Origin of the sequence: Streptomyces sp. Y1, assembly GCF_041053115.1 — a bacterium.
Classification (GTDB): Bacteria; Actinomycetota; Actinomycetes; order Streptomycetales; family Streptomycetaceae; genus Kitasatospora; species Kitasatospora rubellomurina.
The window spans coordinates 8,480,707-8,505,744 of sequence record NZ_CP163445.1 but is presented as its reverse complement, the minus strand read 5'-3'; the positions used below and the strand labels follow the sequence as shown (position 1 = coordinate 8,505,744).

At 73.6% G+C, this 25,038-nt stretch carries 22 protein-coding genes; 5 read left to right on the top strand and 17 right to left on the bottom strand.

Annotated elements, in window-relative coordinates; genetic code table 11:
* Positions 1 to 37: 37 nt before the first annotated feature.
* From AB2U05_RS37230 to AB2U05_RS37165, 14 genes are all read right to left on the bottom strand, one after another.
* Complete coding sequence (locus AB2U05_RS37230; protein ID WP_369185801.1) at positions 38 to 1,540, bottom strand: bifunctional phosphatase PAP2/diacylglycerol kinase family protein; 1,503 nt, start codon at positions 1,538 to 1,540, stop codon at positions 38 to 40.
* Positions 1,541 to 1,818: 278 nt separating this feature from the next.
* The gene (locus AB2U05_RS37225) at positions 1,819 to 3,210 is read right to left on the bottom strand and encodes an amidase (RefSeq protein WP_369185800.1); all 1,392 of its coding nucleotides are present in this window, start codon (positions 3,208 to 3,210) and stop codon (positions 1,819 to 1,821) included.
* Positions 3,197 to 3,406: a hypothetical protein gene (locus AB2U05_RS37220; RefSeq protein ID WP_045700158.1), complete on the bottom strand. Its 210-nt coding sequence runs from the start codon at positions 3,404 to 3,406 to the stop codon at positions 3,197 to 3,199. The genes AB2U05_RS37225 and AB2U05_RS37220 overlap by 14 nt, the downstream gene beginning before the upstream one ends.
* A gap of 168 nt (positions 3,407 to 3,574) precedes the next feature.
* Positions 3,575 to 4,507 (bottom strand): MBL fold metallo-hydrolase, encoded by a 933-nt coding sequence (locus AB2U05_RS37215; RefSeq protein WP_369185799.1) that lies wholly within the window; start codon positions 4,505 to 4,507, stop codon positions 3,575 to 3,577.
* A gap of 88 nt (positions 4,508 to 4,595) precedes the next feature.
* On the bottom strand, positions 4,596 to 5,816 hold the full coding sequence (locus tag AB2U05_RS37210) for an MFS transporter (protein WP_045710634.1): 1,221 nt from the start codon (positions 5,814 to 5,816) through the stop codon (positions 4,596 to 4,598).
* A 76-nt stretch (positions 5,817 to 5,892) separates the two neighbouring features.
* On the bottom strand, positions 5,893 to 6,507 hold the full coding sequence (locus AB2U05_RS37205; protein ID WP_045701162.1) for a TetR/AcrR family transcriptional regulator: 615 nt from the start codon (positions 6,505 to 6,507) through the stop codon (positions 5,893 to 5,895).
* A gap of 147 nt (positions 6,508 to 6,654) precedes the next feature.
* Positions 6,655 to 7,236 carry a dihydrofolate reductase family protein gene (locus AB2U05_RS37200; RefSeq protein ID WP_369185798.1) on the bottom strand — a complete coding sequence of 194 codons (582 nt, stop codon included), beginning with the start codon at positions 7,234 to 7,236 and terminating at the stop codon, positions 6,655 to 6,657.
* 242 nt (positions 7,237 to 7,478) lie between these two features.
* Entirely contained in the window at positions 7,479 to 8,414 is a 936-nt protein-coding gene (locus tag AB2U05_RS37195; RefSeq protein WP_369185797.1) for an urease accessory protein UreD, read from the bottom strand.
* Positions 8,411 to 9,031 carry an urease accessory protein UreG gene (ureG, locus tag AB2U05_RS37190; RefSeq protein ID WP_045701156.1) on the bottom strand — a complete coding sequence of 207 codons (621 nt, stop codon included), beginning with the start codon at positions 9,029 to 9,031 and terminating at the stop codon, positions 8,411 to 8,413. Before ureG ends, AB2U05_RS37195 begins: the two co-directional genes overlap by 4 nt.
* A gap of 50 nt (positions 9,032 to 9,081) precedes the next feature.
* Positions 9,082 to 9,774: an urease accessory protein UreF gene (locus AB2U05_RS37185; protein WP_045701153.1), complete on the bottom strand. Its 693-nt coding sequence runs from the start codon at positions 9,772 to 9,774 to the stop codon at positions 9,082 to 9,084.
* Positions 9,771 to 11,495: an urease subunit alpha gene (ureC, locus tag AB2U05_RS37180; RefSeq protein ID WP_045710631.1), complete on the bottom strand. Its 1,725-nt coding sequence runs from the start codon at positions 11,493 to 11,495 to the stop codon at positions 9,771 to 9,773. Before ureC ends, AB2U05_RS37185 begins: the two co-directional genes overlap by 4 nt.
* Positions 11,495 to 11,893, bottom strand: a complete 399-nt coding sequence (locus AB2U05_RS37175; RefSeq protein WP_045701180.1) for an urease subunit beta — start codon at positions 11,891 to 11,893, stop codon at positions 11,495 to 11,497. The genes ureC and AB2U05_RS37175 overlap by 1 nt, the downstream gene beginning before the upstream one ends.
* Positions 11,894 to 12,054: 161 nt before the next feature.
* On the bottom strand, positions 12,055 to 12,360 hold the full coding sequence (locus AB2U05_RS37170; protein ID WP_045701149.1) for an urease subunit gamma: 306 nt from the start codon (positions 12,358 to 12,360) through the stop codon (positions 12,055 to 12,057).
* Positions 12,361 to 12,627: 267 nt separating this feature from the next.
* Positions 12,628 to 14,085 carry a CoA transferase gene (locus tag AB2U05_RS37165; protein WP_369185796.1) on the bottom strand — a complete coding sequence of 486 codons (1,458 nt, stop codon included), beginning with the start codon at positions 14,083 to 14,085 and terminating at the stop codon, positions 12,628 to 12,630.
* Positions 14,086 to 14,335: 250 nt separating this feature from the next.
* Between AB2U05_RS37165 and AB2U05_RS37160 the strand changes: the two genes are divergently transcribed.
* The 4 genes from AB2U05_RS37160 (at position 14,336) to AB2U05_RS37145 (ending at position 18,470) form a co-directional block, all read left to right on the top strand.
* The gene (locus AB2U05_RS37160) at positions 14,336 to 15,484 is read left to right on the top strand and encodes a CaiB/BaiF CoA transferase family protein (protein ID WP_369185795.1); all 1,149 of its coding nucleotides are present in this window, start codon (positions 14,336 to 14,338) and stop codon (positions 15,482 to 15,484) included.
* 4 nt (positions 15,485 to 15,488) lie between these two features.
* Complete coding sequence (locus AB2U05_RS37155) at positions 15,489 to 16,622, top strand: acyl-CoA dehydrogenase family protein (protein ID WP_369185794.1); 1,134 nt, start codon at positions 15,489 to 15,491, stop codon at positions 16,620 to 16,622.
* Positions 16,619 to 17,506 carry an acyl-CoA dehydrogenase family protein gene (locus AB2U05_RS37150; RefSeq protein ID WP_369185793.1) on the top strand — a complete coding sequence of 296 codons (888 nt, stop codon included), beginning with the start codon at positions 16,619 to 16,621 and terminating at the stop codon, positions 17,504 to 17,506. The genes AB2U05_RS37155 and AB2U05_RS37150 overlap by 4 nt, the downstream gene beginning before the upstream one ends.
* Positions 17,507 to 17,576: 70 nt before the next feature.
* Positions 17,577 to 18,470, top strand: a complete 894-nt coding sequence (locus tag AB2U05_RS37145; RefSeq protein WP_369185792.1) for a LysR family transcriptional regulator — start codon at positions 17,577 to 17,579, stop codon at positions 18,468 to 18,470.
* A gap of 460 nt (positions 18,471 to 18,930) precedes the next feature.
* On the opposite strand, the gene AB2U05_RS37140 is transcribed toward AB2U05_RS37145, so the two are convergent.
* Complete coding sequence (locus AB2U05_RS37140; RefSeq protein ID WP_369185791.1) at positions 18,931 to 20,280, bottom strand: lipase family protein; 1,350 nt, start codon at positions 20,278 to 20,280, stop codon at positions 18,931 to 18,933.
* A 309-nt stretch (positions 20,281 to 20,589) separates the two neighbouring features.
* Positions 20,590 to 20,943, bottom strand: a complete 354-nt coding sequence (locus AB2U05_RS37135; RefSeq protein ID WP_208615534.1) for a VOC family protein — start codon at positions 20,941 to 20,943, stop codon at positions 20,590 to 20,592.
* Between the two features lie 150 nt (positions 20,944 to 21,093).
* Between AB2U05_RS37135 and AB2U05_RS37130 the strand changes: the two genes are divergently transcribed.
* A complete protein-coding gene (locus tag AB2U05_RS37130; RefSeq protein WP_369185790.1) occupies positions 21,094 to 22,005 on the top strand; it encodes an aminoglycoside phosphotransferase family protein in 912 nt (303 codons plus the stop codon).
* A 137-nt stretch (positions 22,006 to 22,142) separates the two neighbouring features.
* On the opposite strand, the gene AB2U05_RS37125 is transcribed toward AB2U05_RS37130, so the two are convergent.
* Complete coding sequence (locus AB2U05_RS37125; protein WP_369185789.1) at positions 22,143 to 24,647, bottom strand: hypothetical protein; 2,505 nt, start codon at positions 24,645 to 24,647, stop codon at positions 22,143 to 22,145.
* Positions 24,648 to 25,038 lie beyond the last annotated feature (391 nt).

Here is a 25,038-nt window from a genome sequence, read left to right as displayed (position 1 = left end):
CCGAGCCCCCCGGCGCTCGCGCCGGGGGGCGGGGTGTTCAGGGGATGGCGGGGTGTTCGGGCCGGTAGACGGTCAGTGCGGCGGTGGCCTTGGACAGGCGCAGCCGGTCGGGGGCGGGGACGGCTTCGCCGTCGACGGCGAGGTGGCGGACCTCGTGGAGGTCGGTGAGGTCGAGGGCGGACAGGCGTGCCTCGCGGTAGACGCGGGAGGTGGCGAGGGTGCCGGTGAGGAAGGCGAACAGGAGGCGGGTGCGGGCGAAGGGGTGGCTGCCGTCGACGGCGCGGATGTCGAGCCGGCCGCCGTCCAGGCTGGTGCGGTGGGTGGGGGCGAAGCCGGGCGGGTCGTAGGTGCCGTTGCCGGCGAAGAGCATCCACAGGGTCCGGGGGACGCCGGAGACGGTCAGTCGTACGGGTTCGGCGCGGGCCAGGACGCGGACGAGGGCGACGGCGAGGGCGGGCCACTTGCCCAGGCGGTCCTCCAGGTGTTCGCGGGCCCGGACGAGTTCGGGGTAGATCCCGATGCTGAAGGTGTTGAGGAACACGTGCCGCTGCCCGTGGTCGCCGGTGGCCGAGGCGATGTCGACGGCGCGGGCGGTACCGGCCTTGACGGCGTCGGCGGTGGAGCGCAGGCTGTGGGTGCCCAGGTCGACGGCGAAGTGGTTCAGCGTGCCGCCGGGGAAGACCGCCAGTGGAAGGTGTTCCCGGACGGCGACGGTTGCGGCCAGGTTGACGCTGCCGTCTCCGCCGCAGATACCCAGGGCCCCGCCGGACTGCGCGGCGAGGGCCGCGGCCCGTTCCAGCAGCGCGGCCAGGTCGTCGCCGTCCTCGCACAGCCGGATGTCGGCGTCGGGCAGTTCCCGGCGCAGTTCCTCCTCGACGGAGCGCCCGCGGCTGTCGGGGGCTGTGAGGGGGGTGGCGCCGGAGGCGCCGTTGACCACGATGTGCAGGCCGGCGCCGGTGGGCAGTGCGGGGGCCCGGACGGCGGGGGCGGCGGTGTCGGCCGGGTGGTCGCTGCGGCGGGGCCACCAGCGCAGGGTGAGCGCGGCCGTCCCCGCGCCGAGGGCGGCTCCGGCCAGGACGTCGCCGGGGTAGTGGACGCCGACGTAGACGCGTGAGGCCATCACCGCGGCGGCCACGGGAGCGGCGATGGCGCCCAGCAGCGGTGATTCGACGGCGAGGGCGGTGGCGAAGGCCGCGGCGGAGGCCGAGTGCCCGGAGGGGAAGGAACTGGTGACGGGCTGTTTGAGCAGGCGCCGCACGACGGGCACGGGGTCGAGGGCGGGGCGGGGCCGGCGGGTGAGGCCCTTGGCGGCGATGTTGGCGAGGGCGGAGGCGAGCAGGAGGGAGCCGGTCGCGCGCAGGGCGGCCCGCCGTGCGGTGCGGTTGCCGGTGGCGCCCAGCAGTGCCGCGCCGCCCATCCACAGCTTTCCGTGGTCGGCGGCGCGGCTGAGGCGGGAGAGCCACGGGTCGGTGCCGCGCAGGCGGCGGGAGGCCACGGTGACGAACAGCCGGGCGTCGAGGTCGTTCAGGGCTTTCCTCATACGGGGCGTTCCTCCTTCTCGTGCGGGAAGCGGACGGGAGGGCCGGGCATGCCCGGCCTTCCCGTGCGCCGGGGGTGCGTTGCGTCTCGGGTGCGGTGCCGTCCCCATTACCGGTACCAGAGACGTCGGCCGCCGGCATCGTCGCGGTGTGGATGGCGAACGTGGATGGCGAAGCCGAGGGGCTGCGGCGTGGGCGCGGCAGCCGGCCGGGCGCTCGGGTCGGGTGCCGCCCCGGCCCGGGTGGCGAAGCCGGCGGGGCCCGCCGTCCGGGGCGTTCGTCAGGCCGCGCGGGCGAGTGTCCGGGCGGGTTGCGTCTGCTCGTAGGCGTGGCCGACCCGTAGGAGGACGGGTTCGCCGAGGGGGCGGCCGAGCAGTTGCATGCCGATCGGCAGGCCCGCCGGGTCGTGGCCGACCGGGACGGTCAGGGCGGGTACCCCGGTGATGTTGGCGGGGGCGCAGAGGCGCACGTAGGCGTCGGAGACGCTCTCGACTGTGCCGTCGGGCCAGGTGAGCGTCTCCTCGCCGGCCCCGACCGCGGTCGTCGGGACGCTCGGGGCGGCGATCACGTCGACCTCCTCCAGCATCCGTGCCCACTGGGCGCGCATGAGTGTGCGGGAGCGTTGGGCGCGCAGGTAGTCCCCGGCGGTCATCAGTTCGCCGGCTTCCAGGAGGACGCGGACGTCGTCCCGGTACAGCTCGGGGACCGTGCGCAGGCTGCCCTCGTGGTAGGCGCCGGCCTCCGGCACCATCAGGCCCCACTGGGTGGCCTGGATGTAGCGGGTCATCGGGATGTCGACGTCGACGAGGCGTGCGCCCAGGGCTTCCAGCTGTCCGATGGCGTGCCGAACGGCGGCCTCCACCTGCGGGTGGACGTGGTCGAAGTAGTAGCTGCGCGGCAGGCCGATGCGCAGCCCCGTCAGGTCCGTGCCCGTACCGGGCCGGTAGTGCGTGGCGGGCTGGGGCAGCGAGGCGGGGTCGCGCGGATCGTGTCCGGCCAGCGCGGTCAGGACCAGGGCGGCGTCCTCGACGGTGCGGGTGATCGGACCGACGTGGTCGAGCGACCAGGACAGGGAGGTGACGCCGTGGCGGGGGACGAGGCCGTAGGTCGGTTTGAGGCCGACGACCCCGTTGAGCGCGGCGGGCACCCGGATCGACCCGCCGGTGTCGGTGCCCAGGGCGAAGGTCGCGGTGCCCGATGCGACGGCGACCGCGGAGCCGCCGCTGGAGCCGCCGGCGACCCGGTCGCGGGCCCAGGCGTTGCGGGTCTGCGGGGTGGTCAGGCCGAACGCGAACTCGTGGGTGTGGGTCTTGCCGAGCAGGATGGCGCCGGCTGCGTTCAGGCGCGTGGCGACGGTGCTGTCGGCTGTCGCGCGGTGGCCGGCGCGGACCCGGGAGCTGGCCGTGGTGGCCATCCCGCTGACGTCGATCAGGTCCTTGAGTGCCATCGGGATACCGTGCAGCGGTCCCCGGTAACGGCCGTGTGCCGCTTCGTGTTCGGCTTCGCGTGCGGCCCGGCGCGCCTGCTGGGCGGTGACCGTGACGTAGGCGCCGAGGTGCGGTTCCACCCGGTCGAGGCGGTCGAGGACGGAGTCGACCAGTTCGACGGGGGACAGTCGCCGGGCGCGGATCGCGTCGGCGGCGGCGGCGAGGGACAGTTCATGCGGCCGCATGGTGTTCCTCCTGTCCGGCGCGGTAGGCGGCGGCGGGCGGGACGTCCGCGAAGTCCAGCTCGCGCAGGACCGCGACGACGCTGTGGATGTGGTTGGCGACCGCGGCGACCGCGGCGTGGCGCTCGGCGGGCAGCACGAGTCCGGCGCGGGCGGCCCAGCGGGCGGCCTCCGGTGGTGTGAGTTCGGCGGTGGGCATGGAGGTTCTCCTTCTCGGTCGAGGGTGGAGCGGCGCAGGAGCCGAGGCCGTAAGGGCCGGGGGTCTGCTTGAGGTGGCCGCAGGCGCCGCGGCTGCTCGGCGGGCCCGCGGGGGGGGCGGCCGGGCGGCGCCGGTCGCGTGATCGGGCCGCGTGATCGGGCCGCGTGGTCAGGCCGCGGTGGGCGGCAGGTCGGTGCCCGGCTCGGCGAGCAGCCGGTAGTGGCCGGTCTCGCGGCGGACGGTGCCGGCCGTGGGCTGCGGGAAGTGGGTGCCCAGGAGGAGGGCGTCGGTGTCCGCCAGGGCTTCGAGCAGCCGGGCGCGGGTGCGCACGGCCTGGGCCGGGTCGGTGTCGACGCAGCTGTGCACGTGGGGGTGGGACAGCTGGACGGGGTGGTGGATGCTGTCGCCGGTGATCAGCGCCCGGCGGTGGCTGCCGCGCAGTTCCACGGCGACCTGCCCCGGGGTGTGGCCCGGGGCCGGGACCAGGAGGACGCCCGGCGCCACCTCGTGCCCCTGCTCGGGCACGGCCACGGGGTCGTACTGTCCGGCGTCGCGGACGGGGTGGACGGAGTCGCGGAACATCTGGGCGCGGGCTTCGTCCAGGTCGGTGCCGGCCCAGTGGTCCCACTCGGTGCGGCTGGTGAGGTAGCGGGCGTGGGGGAAGGTGGGGACCCAGTCCTCGCCGACGAGGCGGGTGTTCCAGCCGACGTGGTCGGTGTGCAGGTGCGTGGTGATCACCAGGTCCACGGACTCGGGAGGGAAGCCGGCCGCCGTCAGCCGCGCCGGGAAGTCGGTGTCCAGGGCGTTCCAGGCCGGGTTGGCGCGGTTCTTGCCGTTGCCGATGCCGGTGTCGACGAGGATCCGCAGACCGCCGGCCTCGACCGCGAAGCTGTGGCTCGCGAGCCGCGGGACGTCCGCGTCGGCGAAGTCGGGGCGCAGCCACGGCGCTTCGTCCAGGACGTCCTTGGTGGCGGCCGGCAGCAGCCAGGGGCCGGTCTCGCGGGGCAGTTCGATCTCGTCGATGCGGCGCACGGTGATGTCGCCGAGGCTCCATCCCGTGGTCGTGGAGGGGGTGGCCTGGCGGGGCGTGGCGGTGCTCATCGGTGGGTCCTTTCGTCGGGACGGGACGGGGCGGGGCGGTGGCCGGTGCGGTGCGGGGCGGTTTCGGGTGCGGGGCGGCAGGGCCCGGTCAGGCGGTGCGCGGCTGCCGCGCGGTGCGGGCGAGGCCGGTCAGGGCCAGTAGGACGACGGTCGCGGCGTGGAGCGTGACGGCGGTCCACAGGCCGTACAGGTTGGTCAGCAGGCCGGCGAGGACCGCGGGGATGCTCATGGCCAGGTAGCTGAGGACGTAGTAGGCGGCGAGGGTGCCGGCGCGTTCGCCGGGGGCGGCCGGGGGCAGCAGCAGGCGCAGGGCTGCCTGGGTGACGGCGCCGAAGCCCGCGCCCGCCAGGGCGGTGCCGGCGAACAGCGCGGACAGGCTGTGCAGGTGGGGGGCGCTCAGGGTCAGCAGGGCTCCCGGGACCAGGAGCGCGGTGCCGGCGAGGCTCACGGTGCGGGCGGGCAGCGCCCGGGCGGTGTGGCCGGCGAGGCCGGCCGCGGCGGTCAGGGTGAAGAAGACCAGGCCGCCGGTGGCGGGGGCGGTGTGCGGGTCGATGAGTCGGGCGAGCGAGGGGCCGAGGGAGGAGTAGAAGCCGCCCAGGGCCCAGGCGGCGGCGATGCCGGGCGTGGCGAGGGCGAGGGCCGGCCGGGAGGCGGGGGCGACGGCGATCGCGGGGCGCAGCGAGCGCCATGCGCCGGGGTGGGGGCGGGCGGTCTCGGGGGTGAGCAGGACTGCGGCGGCCTGCGCGGTGAAGAGGAGGAGGAGCAGCAGGTAGACGGTGCGGGTGGGGGCGGGGGCGTACTGCACGAGGGCGGTGGCGGCCAGCACCCCGGCCGCCATGCCGACCGCGGGGGTGGTGCCGTTGGCGAGCGTGGCCCGGCCGGGGCGGTCGGGGTCCTCGAAGTCGAGCAGGGCGGCTCCGGCGGCGCTGGTGGCCGCGCCGGTGGCCAGGCCCTGCAGGATCCGGGCGGCGATGAGTGCCGGTACTCCCCGGGCGGTGGCGAAGGCGGCCATCGCGACGGCTTCGGCCAGCAGCGCCGCGGCGAGGACCGGGCGCCGGCCGAGGTGGTCCGAGAGCGTTCCCGCGGTCAGCAGCGCCACCAGCAGGGCGAGGGCGTAGGCGCTGAACACGAGGGTGAGCGTCATGGCGGAGAAGTGCCAGGCGGCCTGGTAGAGCGCGTAGAGCGGGGTCGGGGCGCTGGAGGCGGCCAACAGGCCGACCAGGACCGAGGCGTGGAGCGGGAAGGCGCCGCGGCGGCCCAGCACGGGCAGGCGGCGGGGGCGGGAGGGCAGGGCTGTGACGCTGGGCATGGAAGCACCTCTGAGCCTTAAGGCAAATGCTTTGCGTTTAGCACTCTAGGCTCGCCCTCCACCAAAACGCAAATATTTAGCTTTTGTGCGCCTCGGCGGGAGGAGACGCGGCGGGAGGAGCGGGAGGAGGCGCGAGACGGCCGAGCGCCGCCGCCACCAGGTGACCGGTGTAATCCTCCGACAGGTCGCCAGGGCGGAACAGGATCCGGTACATCAGGGGGGCGACGACGACGTCCAACAGGGTCTCCACGCCGGGCACGGCCTCCCCCCGCCCGGCCGCGCGCACGCCGATGGCCTTCAACTGCTCGGCGGCGTAGTCGGAGCAGCGGGCCGCGTTGCCCTGCTCGGGGTCGCCCAGCAGGGCGTCACGGATGTAGGCCGCGCCCGCCGTCGAGGACATCTCCTCGGCGAACTGCACCGCCCACGCCTCCAGGTCCGCCCGCAGGCTGCCGTGGTCGGCCGGCGGGGCCTCCGGGCGCAACCGCTCCACGGCCACGTCGGACAGCAGTTCCCGCAGGTCCCCCCAGCGCCGGTAGACGGTGGACGGCGTGACTCCCGCACGGGCGGCGATCAGCGGCACGGTGAGCGCGTCCCGCCCCACCTCCGCCTCCAGGTCACGGACCGCCTGATGCACGGACTGCTGGACGCGGGCGCTGCGCCCGCCGGGGCGTGTGGTCGCTCGGGCACTCATGCGCACAGCTTAACGCGAAGAAGTTGCGTCCGACTGGACATCGGCCTGGCCGGACGGCCCGCGTCACGACCCCGGACTCCCCCGGCCGCCCGCTGCTCCCCGCGGCGGCCCGGGCGGGGACGGCGGTGCGCAGGCCGCTCGGGTCGGTCAGCGGCGCACCCGGTAGCGCAGGTGAAGCACCCGGTTGCCCTGGATCGCCACGTCAGGGTCCTCCAACAGGTGCTGCGCGTGGACCGACCCGAAGTAGCGCTTGCCGGAGCCGAACACGACGGGTACGACGTCCATGCGCACCTCGTCGACCAGGCCCGCGGCAAGCACCTGGCCGCCGACGTCGCCGGCGGCGACCTCGACGATGCGCTCACCCGCGAGCTCCTGCGCCTTGGCCACGGCCGCCTCGACGCCGTCGACGAAGTGAAACGGCGCCTCGGGGTCCCAGCCCTCGGGCGCCGGCCGGTGCGTCACGACGACCACGTGGTCGATGCCGCTCGGGGGCTTCCCGTCCCAGCCGTCCGTCAGGTCGAAGACGTGGCGGCCGGCGATCGTCGCCCCGATCCGGTCCCAGTACGGCCGGATGTAGTCGTAGGACGTCTGCGCCACCTTCAGCTCGCCGCTCTCGTCCAACGGGACGTCACCGCTGGTCAACCAGTCGAACAGCGGTCCGGGCTGGTCGTTCTCGTCCGCGATGAAGCCGTCCACCGACACCGAGGCGTACATGACTACCTTGCCCACGGGGCGCTCCTCTGTTGGGGGATGCCCCAAATTAGCGCGTCGTGAGCTGCCGTCGACCCGCCCACGCTGGCGGGCCCTGGCGCCGCACCGCTGCGTGCATGCCTGTCACCTGCTCGGGTGAGGGCGCCCGGACCACCCTGTCGGCATGGTCGGGAACCGTCGTCGGCGACGCGGAGGACGGCCTCGGCGATCTCCCGCACGCGATCCCGGGTGATGCCCGTCCTCGGGTCGCAGTCCGGCGGTCAGGACTTGCGCAGTGCCGGGGCCGGTGCGCCGATCAGCAGTCTGCGGACGGTGTCCCAGGCTCGGTGGAGCGCCGCGGTGACGGTCGGGGGGTCGCTGCCGAGCACGCGCAGCCACGCGCCGGCGTCCGCGGGCAGCACGCTCACGCCGTACAGCAGGCCGCTGTCCGCCAGCGCCTCGTGCAGGGCATCGGCGATCTCGTCGGCGGACACCAGCGGGGTGACGGCGTAGAAGGTGGACATCAGGTCGTGCCCGGCGAGCACGGCGGGGCCGGTGGTCCCGGAGCCGGTGGGCTCCAGGCGGACGGTGTCCAGGGCGAACAGCCGGCCGTCCGGTCTGCGCCACTCCAGGTCGGTGGCGAAGACCTGGTAGGCGTTGCGCTCGCCGTGGGCCAGCCGGCCGGCCAGCACGGTCTCCCCGGCGAGCACGGTGGCCGAGGGCGCGGCGGTGATCACCGTGCGCTGGTAGAACCGCGAGTGGCGGTGCGGGATGGTCGGCTCGGGCAGGTACTCGACGTAACTGTCCTGCGCCGCGGTGAGGAAGACCTGCTGGGTGGCGTAGTCGGTGTCCATCCGGTGCACCTTGGTGGCGGCTTGGGTGGTGAGGTGGACGGCGGTGCCGGGACCGCAGTGCAGGTCCAGCCGCAGCCGGTCGGCCTGCACGATGCCGCCGCCGGTGGACATCAGGAAGGTGACGGCCAGGTCCGGGCGGAGCGGGTCGAAGTAGAGCGGGCGCATGATCTGCAGCGGCGACTTCTGGTAGCGGGTGACCAGTTCGGTCCGCCCGCCGGCCTGCTCGAAGCCCAGCTCCAGCAGGCCGATCTTGCCCGGTCGGCCGACCCCGAGCGCAGCCGGCCGGCCGGCGTGCCGCAGCACGGCGCCGGGGACGCGCGGGGGCTCGTAGTGGGCCGGGGCCAGCCTGGCCGCCGTGGTCACGCCGTGACTCCGCGGTACGACTCGAGCAGCTCGGCGACCTTCTCCAGTCCCTCGCCGGTCAGGCTGTTGGTGAGCACCACCGGGCGGCCCTCGCGCACCCGGTCGGCGTCGGCGGTCATCACGTCCAGGTCGCAGCGGACGTACTGGGCGATGTCGATCTTGTTGATCACCAGCACGTCGGAGTCGGTGATGCCCGGGCCGCGTTTGCGGGGCATCTTCTCGCCCTCGGCGGTGTCCAGCACGAAGAAGAACATGTCGACCAGCACCGGGCTGAAGGTCAGGGTGAGGTTGTCGCCGCCCGACTCGTAGAGCAGGGTGTCGATGTCCGGGAAGCGCTCCAGGAGTTCGGCGCCGGCGGCCAGATTCATCGTCGGGTCGTCGCGGACGGCGGTGTGCGGGCAGGCGCCGGTCTCCACCCCGACCACCTTGGCCGGGTCGAGCAGGCCGGCCAGGTTGCGGCGCACGTGCCGGGCGTCCTCCTGGGTGTAGATGTCGTTGGTGATGACCGCGGGGCGCCGGCCCCGGTCGATCAGCACCGGGACCAGCGCCTCGATCAGCGCCGTCTTGCCGGATCCCACCGGTCCGGCGAACCCCACCCGCAACACGTGGTCGGTCATGTCCCGCCTTCCTCCCTTGCCTTGTGCCTTGCCTGCTTGCGCCGGAGCGCTCAGGTGGCGAACATCCGTGCCTCGGACCGCTCATGGCGGCCCGACATGGCGTCGGCCACCGGGACGCACCCGCCCAGGTCGGCCAACTCCCGTGCCAGCGCGGCCTCGGTGACCTCGCGAATCACCGGGGCCGTCGCCCGCAGCGTGGCCTGCGCCCGGCGGTGGTCGGTCAGCCGCAACCGCAGGGCGGCGCCGGTGAAGCTGACCGCGAAGGCGAACAGGTCGCTCGCCACCGCCTGTTCGGCGGCCACCCGCCCGGACGCGTAGACGACGGCGGCCGCGACCGCCTGGCAGCCGGGCGTCCGCTTGGCGGCCACCAGCTCGGCGTAGTGCTCCAGTGCCTCGCCGCCGATCGCCGGCCGGGCGGTCTCCAGCATCTGCCGGCCGGTGCGGGTGGCGGCGAGCCGCAGCTCGCGGTTGAGCTTGCTCGCGTGCAGCCGCTGGTCCACCTCGACCACGGCGTCCCAGTCGCCGGCGCCCGCCGCGAGGTGCGCCAGCGCCAGCGCGGTGGCATCGGCCGGTCCGACCGAGTGGCGCAGCAGGTCGGTCAGCAGCGCCGGCATGCTGTCCGGGTCCACCGCCTTGGCCTGGTGGAAGCCCTCCAGTCCGTGCGAAAGGGTGTAGAGGCCGCTGGGGAAGGCCGAGTCGGTGAGCTGGAGGCAGAGAAGCAGGCTGTCGAGGGCCGCGGTCACGCGAGGTAGAAGAGGTGGTTGAGCGGCAGGCGTTCGGCCGGGGCGATGGTGGCGGGTTCGCCGTCCAGGGTGACCCGGTAGGTCTGCGGGTCGACCTCGATCCGCGGGGTCGCGTCGTTGCGCACCATGTGCTGCTTGCCCACGGTGCGGCAGCGCCGCACCGGCAGAACCTTGCTCCGGAGGCCGAGTTGGGCGGGCACGCCGAGGTCGACGGCGGCCTGGGACATGAAGGAGACCCGGGTGGCCTGCCGGGCCCGGCCCATCGCGCCGTACATCGGGCGGTAGTGGATCGGCTGGGTGGTGGGCAGCGAGGCGTTCGGGTCGCCCATCAGGGCCCAGTTGATCATCCCGCCCTTGATCACCAGCTTCGGCTTGGCGCCGAAGGAGTTGATCGGCCACAGCACGATGTCGGCCAGCTTGCCGGGCTCCAGCGAGCCGAGGTGGTCGGCGGTGCCGGAGGCGATCGCCGGGTTGATGGTGAGCTTGGCCAGGTAGCGCAGCACCCGGGAGTTGTCGTTGCGCTCGCTGTCGCCGGCCAGCTTGCCGCGCTGGTCCTTGCAGTGGTGCGCGGTCTGGAAGGCGCGGGCGAAGGACTCGCCGATCCGGCCCATCGCCTGCGAGTCGGAGGAGAAGATGCTGATCACGCCCTCGTCGTGCAGCACGGTCTCGGCCGCCACGGTCTCGCAGCGCACCCGCGAGTCCGCGAAAGAGACGTCCTCGGGGCTGTCGTGGCTCAGGTGGTGGCAGACCATCACCATGTCGAGCAGCTCGTCGATCGAGTTGACGGTGTAGGGCAGGGTCGGATTGGTCGAGGAGGGCAGCACGTTGGGCTCGCCGGCGATCCGCATGATGTCCGGGGCGTGGCCGCCGCCGGCGCCCTCGGTGTGGAAGGTGTGGATCGTCCGGCCGTCGATCGCCGACAGGGTGTCCTCGTAGAAGCCGGACTCGTTGAGCGTGTCGGTGTGGATCGCCACCTGCACGTCGTACTCGTCGGCGACCCGCAGCGCGGCGTCGATGGCCGCCGGGGTGGTGCCCCAGTCCTCGTGCACCTTCAGTCCGCAGACCCCGGCCTCCACCTGCTCGCGCAGCGCCTCGGGCAGTGAGGCGTTGCCCTTGCCGAGCAGGCCGACGTTGACCGGCAGGTCCTCCACCGCCTGGTACATCCGGGCGGTGTTCCACGGGCCGGGCGTGCAGGTGGTGCCGTTGGTGCCGTCGGAGGGGCCGGTGCCGCCGCCGATCAGCGTGGTGATGCCGTTGGTCAGGCCTTCTTGGGCCTGCTGCGGCGCTATGAAGTGGATGTGCGTGTCGATGCCGCCGGCGGTCGCGATCAGGTGCTCGCCGGAGATCACCTCGGTGCCCGGGCCGATCACCAGCTTGGGGTGCACGCCGCTCTGCAGGCGCGGGTTGCCGGCCTTGCCGACGGCGGTGATGAAGCCGTCCTTGACGCCGATGTCGCCCTTGACCACGCCGAGCACCGCGTCCAGCACGATCACGTTGGTGATCACCAGGTCCAGGGCGCCCTGGAGGCTGGTGGCGGCCGGGTCCTGGGCCATGCCGTCCCGGATGCCCTTGCCGCCGCCGTAGACGGCCTCGTCGCCGTAGTGGCCCTGGTTGTGGTCCTGCTCGATCTCGACCACCAGGTTGGTGTCCGCCAGGTGGAAGCGGTCGCCGACGGTGGGGCCGAACAGGTCGGTGTACTGCTTGCGCGCAATGATCGCCATCAGAGCTCGCCCTCCGTGTGCTCGATCCGTGTGCCCCGGAAACCGAGTTCGCCCGCGCGGCGCAGCGCCGCGGCGCGGGTGTGTGCCGAACCGAGCCCGCCGTTCACCAGGCCGCTGAAGCCGACCAGGCGACGGTTCCCGGCGTACGCCGTCAGCTCGACCTCGCGGGTGTCGCCGGGCTCGAAGCGGACCGCGGTGCCGGCCGGCAGGTCCAGGTGCATCCCGTACGCCTGCTCGCGGTCGAACTCCAGCGCCCGGTTGACCTCGAAGAAGTGGTAGTGCGACCCGACCTGGACGGCGCGGTCGCCGGTGTTGCTCACCGGCAGGCGCACCTTGTCCCGGCCCGCGTTGATCTCCACGGGGTCGTCTCCGTACAGGTAGGCGGGTTTGCCTGCCATGGCGTCTCTCCTTCGGGCGTGCGTCGGTGTGGTGGGGCGCGCGGGGGTGTGGTCAGTGCCGGTGGGTCGTGTGCCGACGGCGATGGCGGCGGTGATGCCGTCCTCGCCGTGGCCGAGCAGGTGCAGGGCCGCGGCGGCACGGGCGTGCAGCACCTCACTGTTCAGGCGCCCACCGGGTCGTGACAGGAGACCAGTTTGGTGCCGTCCACGAAGACCGCCTCGACCTGGAGCAGCGGGAGCATCTCGCGCACGCCGGGCATCACGTCGTCGGCGCTGACGACCTTCCTGCCGAGCTCCATGCACTCGGCGAGCGAGAGGCCGTCCCGGGCGCCCTCCATGAGGGCTTCGCTGATCAACGCGACGGCCTCGCTGTAGTTGAGCTTCAGGCCACGCGCGCGACGGCGGCGGGCCAGATCGGCCACCACATAGACGTACAGCTTGTCGATCTCCCGCGGGGCGAGGTTCATCGGCCCCTCCTTCAAGAGCTTCAGGGTGGGTGAGCACGGCGGTGCAGGCAGCCCGCCGGAATCGTCTGCCCATGGGAGCAATGGTTTGTTTCGGGGAGTTTGACGGATTGTCACAACCACCGCACCGGCTGCCGGATGCGTGGGAACCTACGGCCAGGGGTGGCCGGGCGATCCGTCCTGATGGCGGATCGCACAGTTGCGCGGGCCACCGGCCGGGCCTCTGGAGTCTCCGCATCCGGATGCCGGCACCCCCGTACCGGGCGGGATCTACGCCCCCGGACGTTCTCCTGCCCGCCAGGTCAGGGGGGAGGCACCGAGAGGCTCGGCGGAGCGGTCGAGGTGCGGGCGCAGGGTCGAGTAGGCGATGCGCGTGGGCAGGTAGCTGACCTCGCCGAACGGCCCGTGCACGGTGGCCAGTTCACCTGCGGCGCGGATCGGGTCGGGGGCGGGCAGCGCGGCGACGTCGGCGCGCGGGAACAGCCCGAGGTCCTGCACCCACATGCAGACCTTCGCCAGGTCGATGTGCACGCGCCAGCTGCCGCCCTCGCTCGCTCGCCGGCGCAGCGCCTCGATCATTGCGGCCGCGCCGAGGATCGCCGCGAGGTAGTCGTTGAGCAGGTAGGTCGGCGGTAGCCGCGGACCGTCGAAGGTGCCCTCCTCGGCGGCGAACCCGGTGGCCGCGCAGGCGAGCTGGTCGAAGCCGCCGCGCCGCGACCAGGGGCCGGTCGTGCCCCAGCCGTGGTAGTCCAGCACCACCAGGCCGGGCCGCTGCTCGAACAGGGCCTCGGGGCCGAAGCCCTTGGTGTCCAGGTTGAGGTAGTTGCTGACGTACACGTCCGCGCCGGTGAGCACCCGTCGGAAGGCCGCGGCCTGCGCGGGGTCGAGCAGGTCGCAGAAGGCGGCGCGCTTGCCGATCCCGGTCTCGATGATCATCCCGTTGGGGTCGGGGTGGGTGGGCGAGGAGATGTGCAGGACGTCGGCGCCCAGCTCGGCGCAGATCCGGGCGGCCATCGGGCCCGCGATGACGTGCGAGTTGTCCAGCACCCGCAGCCCGGTCAGTGGCAGGGCCGGCGGCAGGTCCCCGGTGGCCGGGAAGGGCTCGGGTGCGCTGTGGCCCACCTTCTCCAGGTGGATCAGCGGCTGGCCGTCCAGCAGTTGCCCCTGCGGGTGGGCGCGCCACTCCTGCCGTGTGCGTACGGCGACCGCGGTGCCGCCGCGCGAGCAGATCGCCTCTTCGAGGTCGAAGGCGTCCCAGTGGGCGATCGCGTCCGCCATGCGCTGCCGGTCGGGCGGGCAGTCCAGCACCTCGCAGGCGATGTCGCGCAGCTGCGGGTAGGAGAGCAGCACGTAGATGGAGCGGCCGTCGCCGGCGCGGTAGAAGTCGCTGTTGCCCAGCAGGTTGGGGTCCTCCCCCAGCTCGCTCACCGGCACGCCGCCGGCCCGGGTGAGGAAGACCGCCATCAGTTGGTGGAGCGCGGACTCGACGGAGACCGTCACGTCCTGCCCGTCCCCGCCCCGCCGGCGCCACAGCGCCGATGCCTCGGTGCCGAGCGCCGCGAGGGCGGCGGCGCCGGCTTCGCCGATGCGGTGCACGGAGGGGGTCAGCGGGTCGGCGCCGGTGATGGTCACCTTCCCGCCGGCCTCCTCGCCGGTGATGCCGAGCTGGCGGTAGAGGCCGTGCAGTGCGTCGTAGGGGGTCGTGGTCCCGGTCGTGCCCTGGGTCATGTCCCTCGTCCTTCCGTGGTGGCCGGGTTCGTTTTTCCAGGACAGCGGCGGGAATGGGCGGGTGTCCAATACCAAGGGCAGCGGGCAGGGATATGCGATGCCCTATGCATGTGTTCTGACCTGTTGTCATATCCGGTTTGCTATCGGCTTCCCGGGCGGCCGGTATTGGACGCGGCCTGCGGTGCGGGGATTTCCTTGAAGGCGTCGCGACGACCGGAATTGATACCGCGAAGGGAATGCCGTGAAAGGAATGCTTTCCGGGGTCAGAGTCATCGAACTGGGCAGCGTGATCATGGTTCCGTACGCCGCCCAGCAGCTCGGTGACCTGGGCGCGGACATCATCAAGGTCGAGCCCCCGGGCGGGGACATGACCCGCCACTACCCGCCCGCCCGCCATCGCGGGATGGGTGGCGCCGGCCTCAATCTCAACCGCAACAAGCGCAGTGCGGTCATCGACCTCAAGGCGCCGAACGGCCGCGACGCGCTGCTCGCCCTGATCCGTACGGCGGACGTGTTCCTCACCAACGTCCGCCCGCAGGCCCTGGCCCGGCTGCGGCTCGGGTACGAGGAGCTGCGGGCCGTCAACCCCGGCCTGGTGTACGTCAACGCGCAGGGCTTCCGCTCGGACTCCGCACTCGGCACCCGCGCCGCGTACGACGACATCATCCAGGCCGTCTCCGGGCTGGTGTGGCTCAACCAGCAGGCGGGCGGCGGACCGCGGTTCGTGCCCAGCCTGATCGCCGACAAGATCTGCGGACTGCAGATCAGCCAGTCCGTACTCGCCGCCCTGCTGCACCGCGAGCGCGGCGGCAGCGGCCAGCACATCGAGGTGCCGATGGCCGACACCATGCTCGCCTTCAACCTGGTCGAGCACCTGGCCGGGGCGGTCATGGAAGGCGAGTTCGGCGCGCCGCGCTCGCTCAGCCGCACCCGGCGGGCGCAGCGGACGGCGGACGGCTGGATGTGCATCCTGCCGCACAGCGACCGCAACTGGCGGGACTTCTGCACCTTCGCCGGCCGCCCCGGGCTCGCCGCCGATCCGCGGTTCGCCGACCGCGCGCTGCGGGCCCGCAACGCCGACGCGATGTACCCGGTGCTGGAGGAGATGACGGTGACACGCACCTGCGCGCAGTGGCAGGAGTTCTGCGACCGTGCCGGCATCCCGGCCTCGCCCGTGCACAGCCTGGCCTCGGCCGTCGCCACCGCCTACGCCCGTGAGGGCGGCCTGCTGGCCGAGGCCGAGCACCCCACCGAGGGCCGTTACCGCTCCATCGCCCGTCCGGTGCGCTACTCCGCCGATCCCGCACCGACCGTGCGCCCCTGCCCCGCCCTCGGCGAGCACACCGACGAGGTGCTGCGCGAGGCCGGTTTCGACCCCGCCCTGCTGAACAAGGAGTAGTTCCATGACCGCGACCACCGACATCCTGCAACTGCGCAGGGACGTACGGGACTTCCTCGCCGAGGAGCGCGCCCGCGGCACCGTGCTCGGGCGCCCCGACTCCTGGCTGACCGGCTGGGACCCGCAATTCAGCCGCCGGCTCGCCGGGCGCGGCTGGGTCGGCATGGCGCTGCCGCCCGAGTACGGGGGCGGCGGGCTCGGATTCGCCGCCCGGGTCGTCGTGATCGAGGAGTTGCTCGCCGCCGGTGCCCCCGTCTCCGCGCACTGGGTCGCCGACCGCCAGATCGGCCCTTCGGTCCTGGCCCACGGCACCGAGGAGCAGAAGCAGCGGTTCCTGCCCGCCATCGCCGCCGGGCGCTGCTACTTCTCCATCGGCATGAGCGAGCAGGAGGCCGGCTCCGACCTGGCCAATGTGCGCACCCGCGCCGAGCGGGTGCCCGGCGGCTGGCGGCTGACGGGTACGAAGAAGTGGACCGGCGGCGCGCACGTCAACGACTACGCGATCGTGCTGGCCCGTACCAGCGAGCACGAGGACCGGCACCAGGGGCTCAGCCAGTTCATCGTGGACCTGCGTGCCCCCGGCGTGCGCACCGAGCCGATCCGTCTGATCAGCGGCGAGCACACCTTCAACTGGTTCCACCTCGACGGCGTCGAGGTCCCCGACGGCATGCTGCTCGGCCAGGAGGGCGACGGCTGGAAGCAGGTCACCGGTGAGCTGGCCTTCGAACGCAGCGGGCCCGAGCGGTACCTCTCCACCTTCCCGCTGCTGGTCTCGCTGATCCGCGAACTGCGCCGGGGCGCGGCCACCCCCGACCAGCAGGCGCGGCTCGGCGCCCTGCTCGCCCGGGTCTTCGCGGTACGGCAGCTCTCGCTCGGCGTCGCCGACGCGCTGGACGCGGGCCGCCCGGCCGATGTGCGGGCCGCGCTGGTCAAGGACCTGGGGACGCGTCTGGAGGGCGACATCGTCCACGAGGTACGGCGCATCCTGCCCGTCACCGCCGACACCGGGGCCACGCCCGGCTCGTACCCCCACCACCTCGCCTACGCGCTGCTGCACAGCCCCGGCTACACCCTGCGCGGCGGCGCCAACGAGATCCTTCGCGGCATCATCACCCGCGGTCTGGAGCAGCAGTCATGACCACCACCCTCGCCACCCACGTCACCGCCCTGCGCGCGGCGGGCCGCCTCGCCGAGCCCGGCCCGTTCGCCGAGACCGTGCTCGGGCACCTCGCACTCGCGCTCCCCCGGGCCCCGCTGACCGTCGCGCTCGCCGACGGCCTCACCCTCGCGTACGCCCGCCCCGCCGTCACCGGGGTCGGCCCCGCCGGCACCTCGGGCGAGGACGCCGCCCTGCGCGTCTCGGGCGCCCTGCCCCGGGTGCCGTACGGCGCCACGGCCACCGTCCTCGTCCTGGCCGAGGGCCCGGGCGGGCCCGTCCTGTTCCCGCTCGACCCGGCCCGTACCACCGTCGTGCCCGGCACCAACCTCGCCGGCGAGCCCCGCGACACCCTCCACCTGCACGACTACGCGGTGGCCGCCGACGACGTCCACCCCCTCAGCCCGGCCGAGCTCGCCGAGGCCGGGCTCCGCGCCGCCCTCGCCCGCGCCGCGCTGATCGCGGGCGCCGCCGAGCGCTGCGTCGAACTGACCGTCCGGCACACCGCCACCCGCACCCAGTTCGGGCGCCCGCTCAGCCGCTTCCAGGCCGTCAAGCAGGAGGAGGCTCGCCTGATCGAGGAGTCCGCCCTGGTGGGCGCCGCGGTGGACGCCGCCGCCCGCGAGCTGTCGCTGGTTTCCGTGGCCGCCGCCAAGGCGCAGGCCTCCGCCTCGGTCGCCGAGATCGCCCGCATCGCCCACCAGCTGCACGGCGCCATCGGCTTCACCGAGCTCGGCGACGTGCGCCTTGCCACCACCCGGCTGTGGTCCTGGCGCGACGAGGACGGCGACGAGTCGTCCTGGGCCGCCCGGCTGGGCCGCGAGGCGCTCGCCGCGGACGACGTCTGGGCGCTGCTCGCCGTCTGACCCGCCCGTCACCCGAGCCCCGGCCCGCCGGGCCGGGGCCCCCGCCCCCCAGCCGATCTACGCTCGCCTCATGGATCTCACGCCCCGCCTGCTGGAACAGTTCACCATCCTGGCCGAGGAGAAGCATTTCGGCCGCGCGGCAAGCCGGTTGATGATGAGCCAGCCCCCGCTCAGCCAGGCGGTCCAGCGCCTGGAGAGGATCGTCGGCACCCGCCTGCTGGAGCGCAACAGTCAAGGCGTCAGCCTCACACCCGCCGGTGAGGCCTTCGCGGCCGACGCCCGGCGGATACTGGAGGCGCAGGAGTGCGCCCTCGCCCGCGCCCGCCGGATCGCCTCCGGCCAAGAGGGCGAGCTGCGTGTCGGCTTCGTCAACAGCCTCGGCCACTGGCACCTGCCGCGTCTGCTCGCCGACGCCGCCGAGCAACTGCCGGGCCTGCGCCTGCACCTGCGGCAGACATCCACCGCCGAGCTGACCGAGCTCGTCCGCAGCGGCGCCGTGGACCTCGCGCTGGTACGCCAGCCCGCGCTCGACGACGACCTGACCGTCCACCGGCTCACCGAGGAACGCCTCTGCGCCGCCCTGCCCGCAGCCCACCGCCTCGCCGGGGCCGACCGCCTGTGCCTGGCCGACCTGCGCGAGGACTCCTTCGCCCTCCCCGGCGACGGGCCGCTCCGGCAACTGGCCCAGCGCATGCTCCTGGCCTGCGACCGCGCCGGTTTCGTCCCCACCGTCCGCGCCCACGCCGACGACCTGCCCGGCCTGCTCAGCTACGCCGCCTCCGGCCTGTGCGTCACCCTCGCCCCCGAGCACACCGCCGCGCTCTCCTTCCCGGGCGTCCGCTTCCTCCCCCTCACCGACGAGGCTCCCGAACTCACCACCACCATCGCGGCCCTGCACCGGCCCGACGTCGACCCGGCCGTACGCTCGCTGCTGGCCCTCGCAGCCGCCTCGTTCGCGGGTTGAACACCGGGCTCGCGTCCACCGGGCACGGCCCGCTTGCCGTACCGCCGCTCGTCACGGCCGGTGCGGGGTCGTCGCCGGGGCAGCTTCGTCGGCGCCGGGCGGCAGTGTCGGCAGCGGCCAGGACGGATCCGGTGCCCAGGTCGGCCAGCCGCCGGCGAACGGGTGTCGGTCATGGCGGAGAGTGTTCCCGGCCCCGGTGCCGGGAAGTCCGCTCGAAGGTGTGACGGCGGGTCAGGGCGTGGGGAGGCCGTCGCGGCCGGCGGCCCAGCGGTTCGGCGGCTGCGGGGTGTCCAGGCGCTTGCGCGGCTCCTGGACGGCCCGGGCGAGGGCGCCGGATTCGGCGCTTCGACCTCGGTGCGCTTCGCGCGGGCCCGGTGATCGCGGAGCGTCGCGGCCCCGCGGTCACCAGGCCCTGTGCCTCTTGGGGTGCCCCGGCGCGTCTGTCGGCGCCCGGGCGAGGTCAGGAGGCCGGTACGGGCTGTTGCGGGGCGAGGGAGTTGCCGGCCGGGATGTGGCCGCAGTCGGAGGGGGCGGGACGGCCGGCGAAGCGGTCGTTCAGCCAGGCGAGGGCCTGCGGGGCCCAGGCGGCGGGGACACCGAAGTGGCTGAGGGCGTCGTACTGCTGGTACGCGAGGGCTGCGGTGCCGCTCGCGCAGTACTGGCGGGCGAGCGCGCGCACGTCCCCGGCGACCGCCACGCCGTCGCCCGTGCCGATGCCGGGCGGGTTGGCGAAGGTGCCTTCGAGGACGCCGGCGTTGCCCTGGGCGAGGTAGCCGGGCACGGTCGGGGTCGGGGCCGAACCGAGGTTGGTCCGGTTGACGGCCGCGACGTAGGGCTCCACCGAGTTCGGGTCGGCGTACTGGGGCTTGGCCATCGCCTTCCAGCTCAGCCCGGGGTAGTGGCCCAGGGCGTCGGTGAGCGAGGCGTGCTCCAGCTGCCGGTAGACCGAGCGGCCGTAGTCGTTCAGGTAGGGCGTGAGGTCGATGCCGGAGGAGCGCGAGACCCCGATCAGCGCCATCGGGATGATCCCGCTCCACATCAGCGAGCCGTCGATGTACCTGATGTTGTGGGCCGGGTCCACCAGCAGCCCGCCCTCGGCGTAGCCGACCAGCCTGGCGTTCACCTCGGGCGCGTAGCCGGGCGCGAGGGCCGCCGCCCAGGAGGAGGCGACGGCGCCGCCGGAGTACCCCATCAGCCCGAACCGGGTGTCCGGGGTCAGGCCGGTCGCCGGGGACCCGGTCGCGGCCCGGATCGAGTCCAGGGTGGTGATGGCGTACTCCGGCCCGGCTCCGAAGTCGGCGCTCTGGCCCTCGGTGTCCGGGATCACCACGTTGTAGCCCTGGGCGAGCAGCGGCACCAGGAAGATCGCCTCGGCGCTCGGGATCGCGCCGCCCAGGCTGAGGTTGCCCGCCACCGCCCGGGAGGGGCCGTCCGCCGGGTCGAGCGAGTCGTAGAAGGACTGGTACGAGACGGCTCGGCCGCTGTCCCCGGTCAGGCTGCGGAGCACGGTGGTGACGTTGGCGGCCGGGCGGCCCTGGGCGTCGGCGGTGCGGTAGAGCAGCTGAACCGCCGTCACCGGGGTGGGCAGCCCCAGGACGTGGTACGGCAGGGTCCGTGTCCTGAGGACGGTGCCCGGTGCGAGCGAGTCCAGCGGGGTGCTGCCGTCGTAGGAGTAGAAGGGGTCGCTCGCGGCGGCGGAGCTCGCCGAGGCCGGGCCGGCCGTGGCGGCCGTGGCGGTGGCGGTCAGGGTGGTGGCGGTCAGGGCGGCGGTGACCGCGGCGGCGAGCAGCCTGGACGTGCGTTTGCGCATGACTCCCCCGGGTGGCTGGGATTCCTGATGGCCTGTCGCAGGACGCGTGTTACCAACAGGTAGCCAGCATCCCGGAGACCATCATGGCGACGGCCGGGCGCGCTGTCTGCGGGTCGGGCGACGGAAGTTCCCGCTCTGGTCCGTGACCTGTCACGCCGTCTCGCGGCCGGTCGCGAGGCGCCGTCGTCCGCGGGGTGTCCCGTCGGCCCTGGCTGCTGGTGGTGCTGGTCGGCGCGGCGGCCGCCGAGGAGAACCCGGCCGTCGCCGAGATGCCGGTCACCGTCCCGGCCGCAGCCGCCCGGGCCCCGCTCAGCTCTTCCGCGCGCCCAGGACGCAGAATTCGTTGCCCTCCGGGTCGAGGAGGGTCACCCAGTGCTGCTCGTCCTGCGCGGTGTCGGCGAGCCGGGCACCGAGGGAGAGCAGCCGGGCGACCTCGGCCTCCTGGTCGTCCGGGCGGAAGTCGGGGTGGAGCCGGTTCTTCGAGGTCTTGCCCTCGGGGACGGGCACGAAGAGCAGCCCCGGCATCCGGTCCGGCTCGGGCCGGATCTCGATGATCTCCTCGTCCTCGTCGACCACGACCCAGCCCAGGGCCTCGGCCCACCAGCGCCCGAGGGCGATGGGGTCGGAGGAGTCGACGATGATCTGTTCCCATGCGAGTGCCATGGGCGTGATCATAAAGAGGGTCGGCCGGCCGCCCACGCCCGGACCTCCGCTCGCGAACTGCGGTGGCAGCCGAATTTCGGCCCGGGTCGGGTGCGGTCGCGTCCCGCGGGCCGACCGGCGCGGGGAGGAACCCGGACAAGGGGGTACGTGGTGAACGATGTTCCGGATCTCGGGCCCGTGCCCCGGCGGATCACCGTCAGTGCCGAACAGGCGGGGCGGCTCGTGGCCGAGCAGTTCCCGCACTGGGCCGAGCTGCCTGTGACGGCGGTGGAGAACGGCGGCTGGGACAACCGGACCTTCCGCTTGGGTGACGACATGCTGCTCCGCCTGCCCAGCGCGCAGGAGTACGCCCTGGCCGTGGAGAAGGAGCACCGTTGGCTGCCCCAGCTGGCACCCGCTCTCCCGCTGCCGATCCCGGTGCCGCTGGCGAAGGGGAGCCCCGGTGCGACCTACCCGTTCGCGTGGTCGGTCTACGGGTGGATCGACGGCACGCCGCCGACGTTCGAGTCCGTCGCCGATCCGATCCGCTTCGCCGAGGACCTGGCCGACTTCGTCGCCGCGTTGCGGAGCGTCGATGCCTCGCACGGGCCACAGCCCGGCAGGCACAACTGGTTCCGTGGCGCGACGCTGCGGACCTACGAGGCGCGGGCGCTCGGCGCGCTGGAGGAGCTGCGCGGCCACATCGACGTCGCGCCGGCCCACGAGTTGTGGACGCGGGCGCTCCGGGCACAGTGGGACGGGACCGACGTCTGGTTCCACGGCGACCTTGCCCGGGGAAACCTCCTCCTTCGGGACGGACGGCTCTGCGCCGTCATCGACTTCGGTACGTGTGGCGTGGGGGACCCCGCCTGCGACCTCGCGATCGCGTGGACCCTGCTCTCGGTCGACGGCCGCGACGTGTTCCGGAAGCGGCTGGGCGTCGACGATGCGACGTGGGCGCGCGGACGGGGCTGGGCGCTGTGGAAGACGCTCGTCTCGTGCGCCGACAGCCTGGGCGAGGACGGCGCTGACGCCCGTGACGCGCGACGTGTGCTCTCGGGGATCCTCACCGATCGAGGCTGAGGGGTCGTAGGGCAGGTGGACCCACCGGGCAGTGGGGCATGACGTACCTGCGGAACTCCACCGTCGCCCTGGGCCTCGCCGACGACGGCCCGGTGTCGCCGCCGGTCGGGCGGCCGGCGGCGTGTGGTCGCCGGAGGCTACGTCCGGACGACGATCACGTCGATGCCCGGCCCCGGCGGCGTCTCGACGTTGCCGGCCGCGTCCGTGGCGGTGGACGTCACCCGGTGGATGCCGAGGCCGGACGGCGGCCGCACCCGCCAGGTGCAGTGCCGGTGCGTGCCGTCCGTGCAGGTGAGCTCGGCGCGCCGTACCAGGGTCGGGCCGGGGACCTTCGGGGTGAAGACGACGTCCACGTGTTCGACGCCGGAGGCGTTGTCGCCGGCGGTGCCGGTGACGTACTGGTCGTCGTGCGGGCCGCCCGCCGGGACGGCCACGAAGATCGCCTCGGACGCGGTGGTGAAGGCCGAGCGCGGCGGGGTGCGGTCGAGCCGGACGGTGTACGTCTTCTCGCTCTCCTGGTTCCCCGCCCGGTCTCTGGCGCGGAAGGTGATGACGCTCTCGCCCTCCTGGGTGATCGTCAGGGCGGCCGTGTCGCCGGGCACGGTGGTCTGCGGAGTGCTCTGGGCGCCGCTCGTGCGGTAGCTGACGCTCGCGACGCCCGAGCCGCCGGGTTCGTCCACCGCGGTCAGGGTGACGTGCCCGTCCGCGGTGATCCAGCCGGCCGGGTCGGGGGTCGGGCCGAGGGCGGCCGTGGTGACCGGCGCCGTCCGGTCGATGCGCACCGTGAGGTCCTTGGCGTCCTCGGTGTTCTGCGCGCGGTCGACGGAGCGGTAGGACACCGTGTGGACGCCCGCGGTGGTCACCGGCACCGGGCCGGTGTAGGTGGTCCAGCCGCCGCCGTCCAGGGTGTACTCGGTGCGGGCGACCCCGCTGAGGTCGTCGGTGGCGCTCAGGCCGACGGCGACGTCCCCGTTGTTCCAGCCGGCGCCGTTCGGCGGCGGGTCGGCGGTGGCGGTGGTGACGGGCGCGGCGGTGTCGACCGGCTGGATCTGCTGGAAGACCTGCGCGTCGGGTTCGTGGATCTCCTGCGGCTGCGGGAGGCCGGGGACGGTGGCGCCGCCGATCGCACCGCCCTTGAGGCGGATGTGCGCCCAGTCGTCGTACCCGTCGAGTCTGACGCTCTTCGTGCCGTCGTTGTTGACGTCGGAGGCGACGGTCCCCGGGTCCTTCGAACCGTTGCAGTTCCAGTCCATGTAGCCGGCCCTGTCGACCCGCGCGGCGATGAACGAGCCGGCGCAGTTGCGCTTGACGTCGTAGCGCACGCTGCTGCCGCTGGCCGGCACGGACGCCTCGTCCAGGTGGGTCTCGTCGACGGTGGTGGCGATCCGGGAGTAGTCGACGAACCGGTCGCTCCCGTGCGCCAGGCCGTCGTCGGAGTACAGGTAGTTCATGACGCTGAAGTAGTGCGGCTTGAAGTTGAGGTCCTCGAAGCCGCCGTGCTTGAGGCCCAGGTTGTGGCCGAGTTCGTGCATCAGGTCGGTGGCCTGCTGGTTCTTGTCGCCGACCTGGCCGCTCTGGAGGCCGAGGGAGAGGATGATGTCGCTGGCGCCGTCCGGGGAGATGCCGGTCCAGGAAGTGCCGGGGATGAGCTGGTGGGCGGCCACGGCGTAGTGGAACACCGGTGCGCGGCCGGAGCTGACGAAGCCGCCCGGGGCCTTCTTGATGGCGTCGAGGGCGTCCCATGTGTACCTGCTGTTGTTCTGGCAGCTGCCGTCGCCGTCGCAGGTGCCGAGGCTGGCGGTCTCGGTCAGCTGCCGGGCGCGGCTGTACCCGCCCCAGGTCTGCTGGGTGGCGTGGTTCATGATGCTGCCGGGCCCGGCATCGATGTGCAGGTTGATGCCGGGGCTGGTCGCGCCGCGACGCTGGAACGGCGCGTTGGCGAAGGCGTCGACGAGCAGCTTGGCCGCCGCCGGATCGAACTGGTGGCTGTGGGCGTTGCCGGGGCTGGTGTCCGCCATCCAGTCGACCTGGACGAAGATGTCCGGCCTGTTGACGTCGGCGCCCATGGCGGGCAGGTCGATGAACTGCTGGCCGCTGCCGTCGCCCGGGTCGAGGCTGACGCCGTGCTGCTTCCACTCGTCGGCGATGCCGTCGCACATCTTGGAGTTGCAGTCGAAGGTGTAGGTGGCGGTGGCGTTGTTGCCGTCGCCCCCGTCACGGTTGATCTTGTAGCCGCTCGGCACCGTCTCGCTGTAGCTGTTGGAGAGGTAGAACGGGTTGTCCCAGTGGATCCGCAGGTCGGGGCCGCGCTCGCCGTCGATCGCGAAGAAGGCCGACCCCTCGGTGCCGGTCATGAAGCCGTTGGACTCGGACTCCCAGCTGGCCGTCGCCCCGGCCTCGATGCGGGCGGGCGGCTCGTGGGTCCAGATCCCGTGGTCGAGGTAGTGGTTGGTCAGCACGAGCGCCCGGTCGCTGGTGTTGTTGAGGACGATCGTGGTGCTGCGGGCCGCCCGGACGGCCGCCTCGGCCGGCGGCGGCGCCGTGCCGAACCCGGTCCCGGCTCCCAGCAGCGCCAGGCCGAGCACCGCCACGGCCCGTACGGCCCGGCCGCGCCACCGTGCGCCGCCTCGCTCGCGTCTCATCCGCCCTCACTCTCCGTGCCGCATCAGCCCCGTGCTCACCGTGGGGTGGCCCTTGGCCCCGGGCATCCGGGCGGGGCCCGAACGGGGACGGAAGACGGTCGAACGGCCGGACCGGGCTGGCCTCCCCGGGTGAACGGGCCCCGAACGCCCGAGGACCGAGGCCGTGGGGGTGACGGCGTCGGGCCCGGCCGCACCGGGGTGCGGCGCGCAGGAGCTTCGGTGGAGCGACGGTGCCCGCCGGGACGAGTCGTTCCTGGCGGCCTTGCGCGCGCGGCGCCCTGACGCGGCGCAGCGCTGACGTGCTGTCACCACGGCGCTCCGCGGTGGGCGCAGCTCCTTCGGGGGTCCCGGGGGGGGCTGCGCGCTCACCGCGCACGGCGGCCGACCGCCC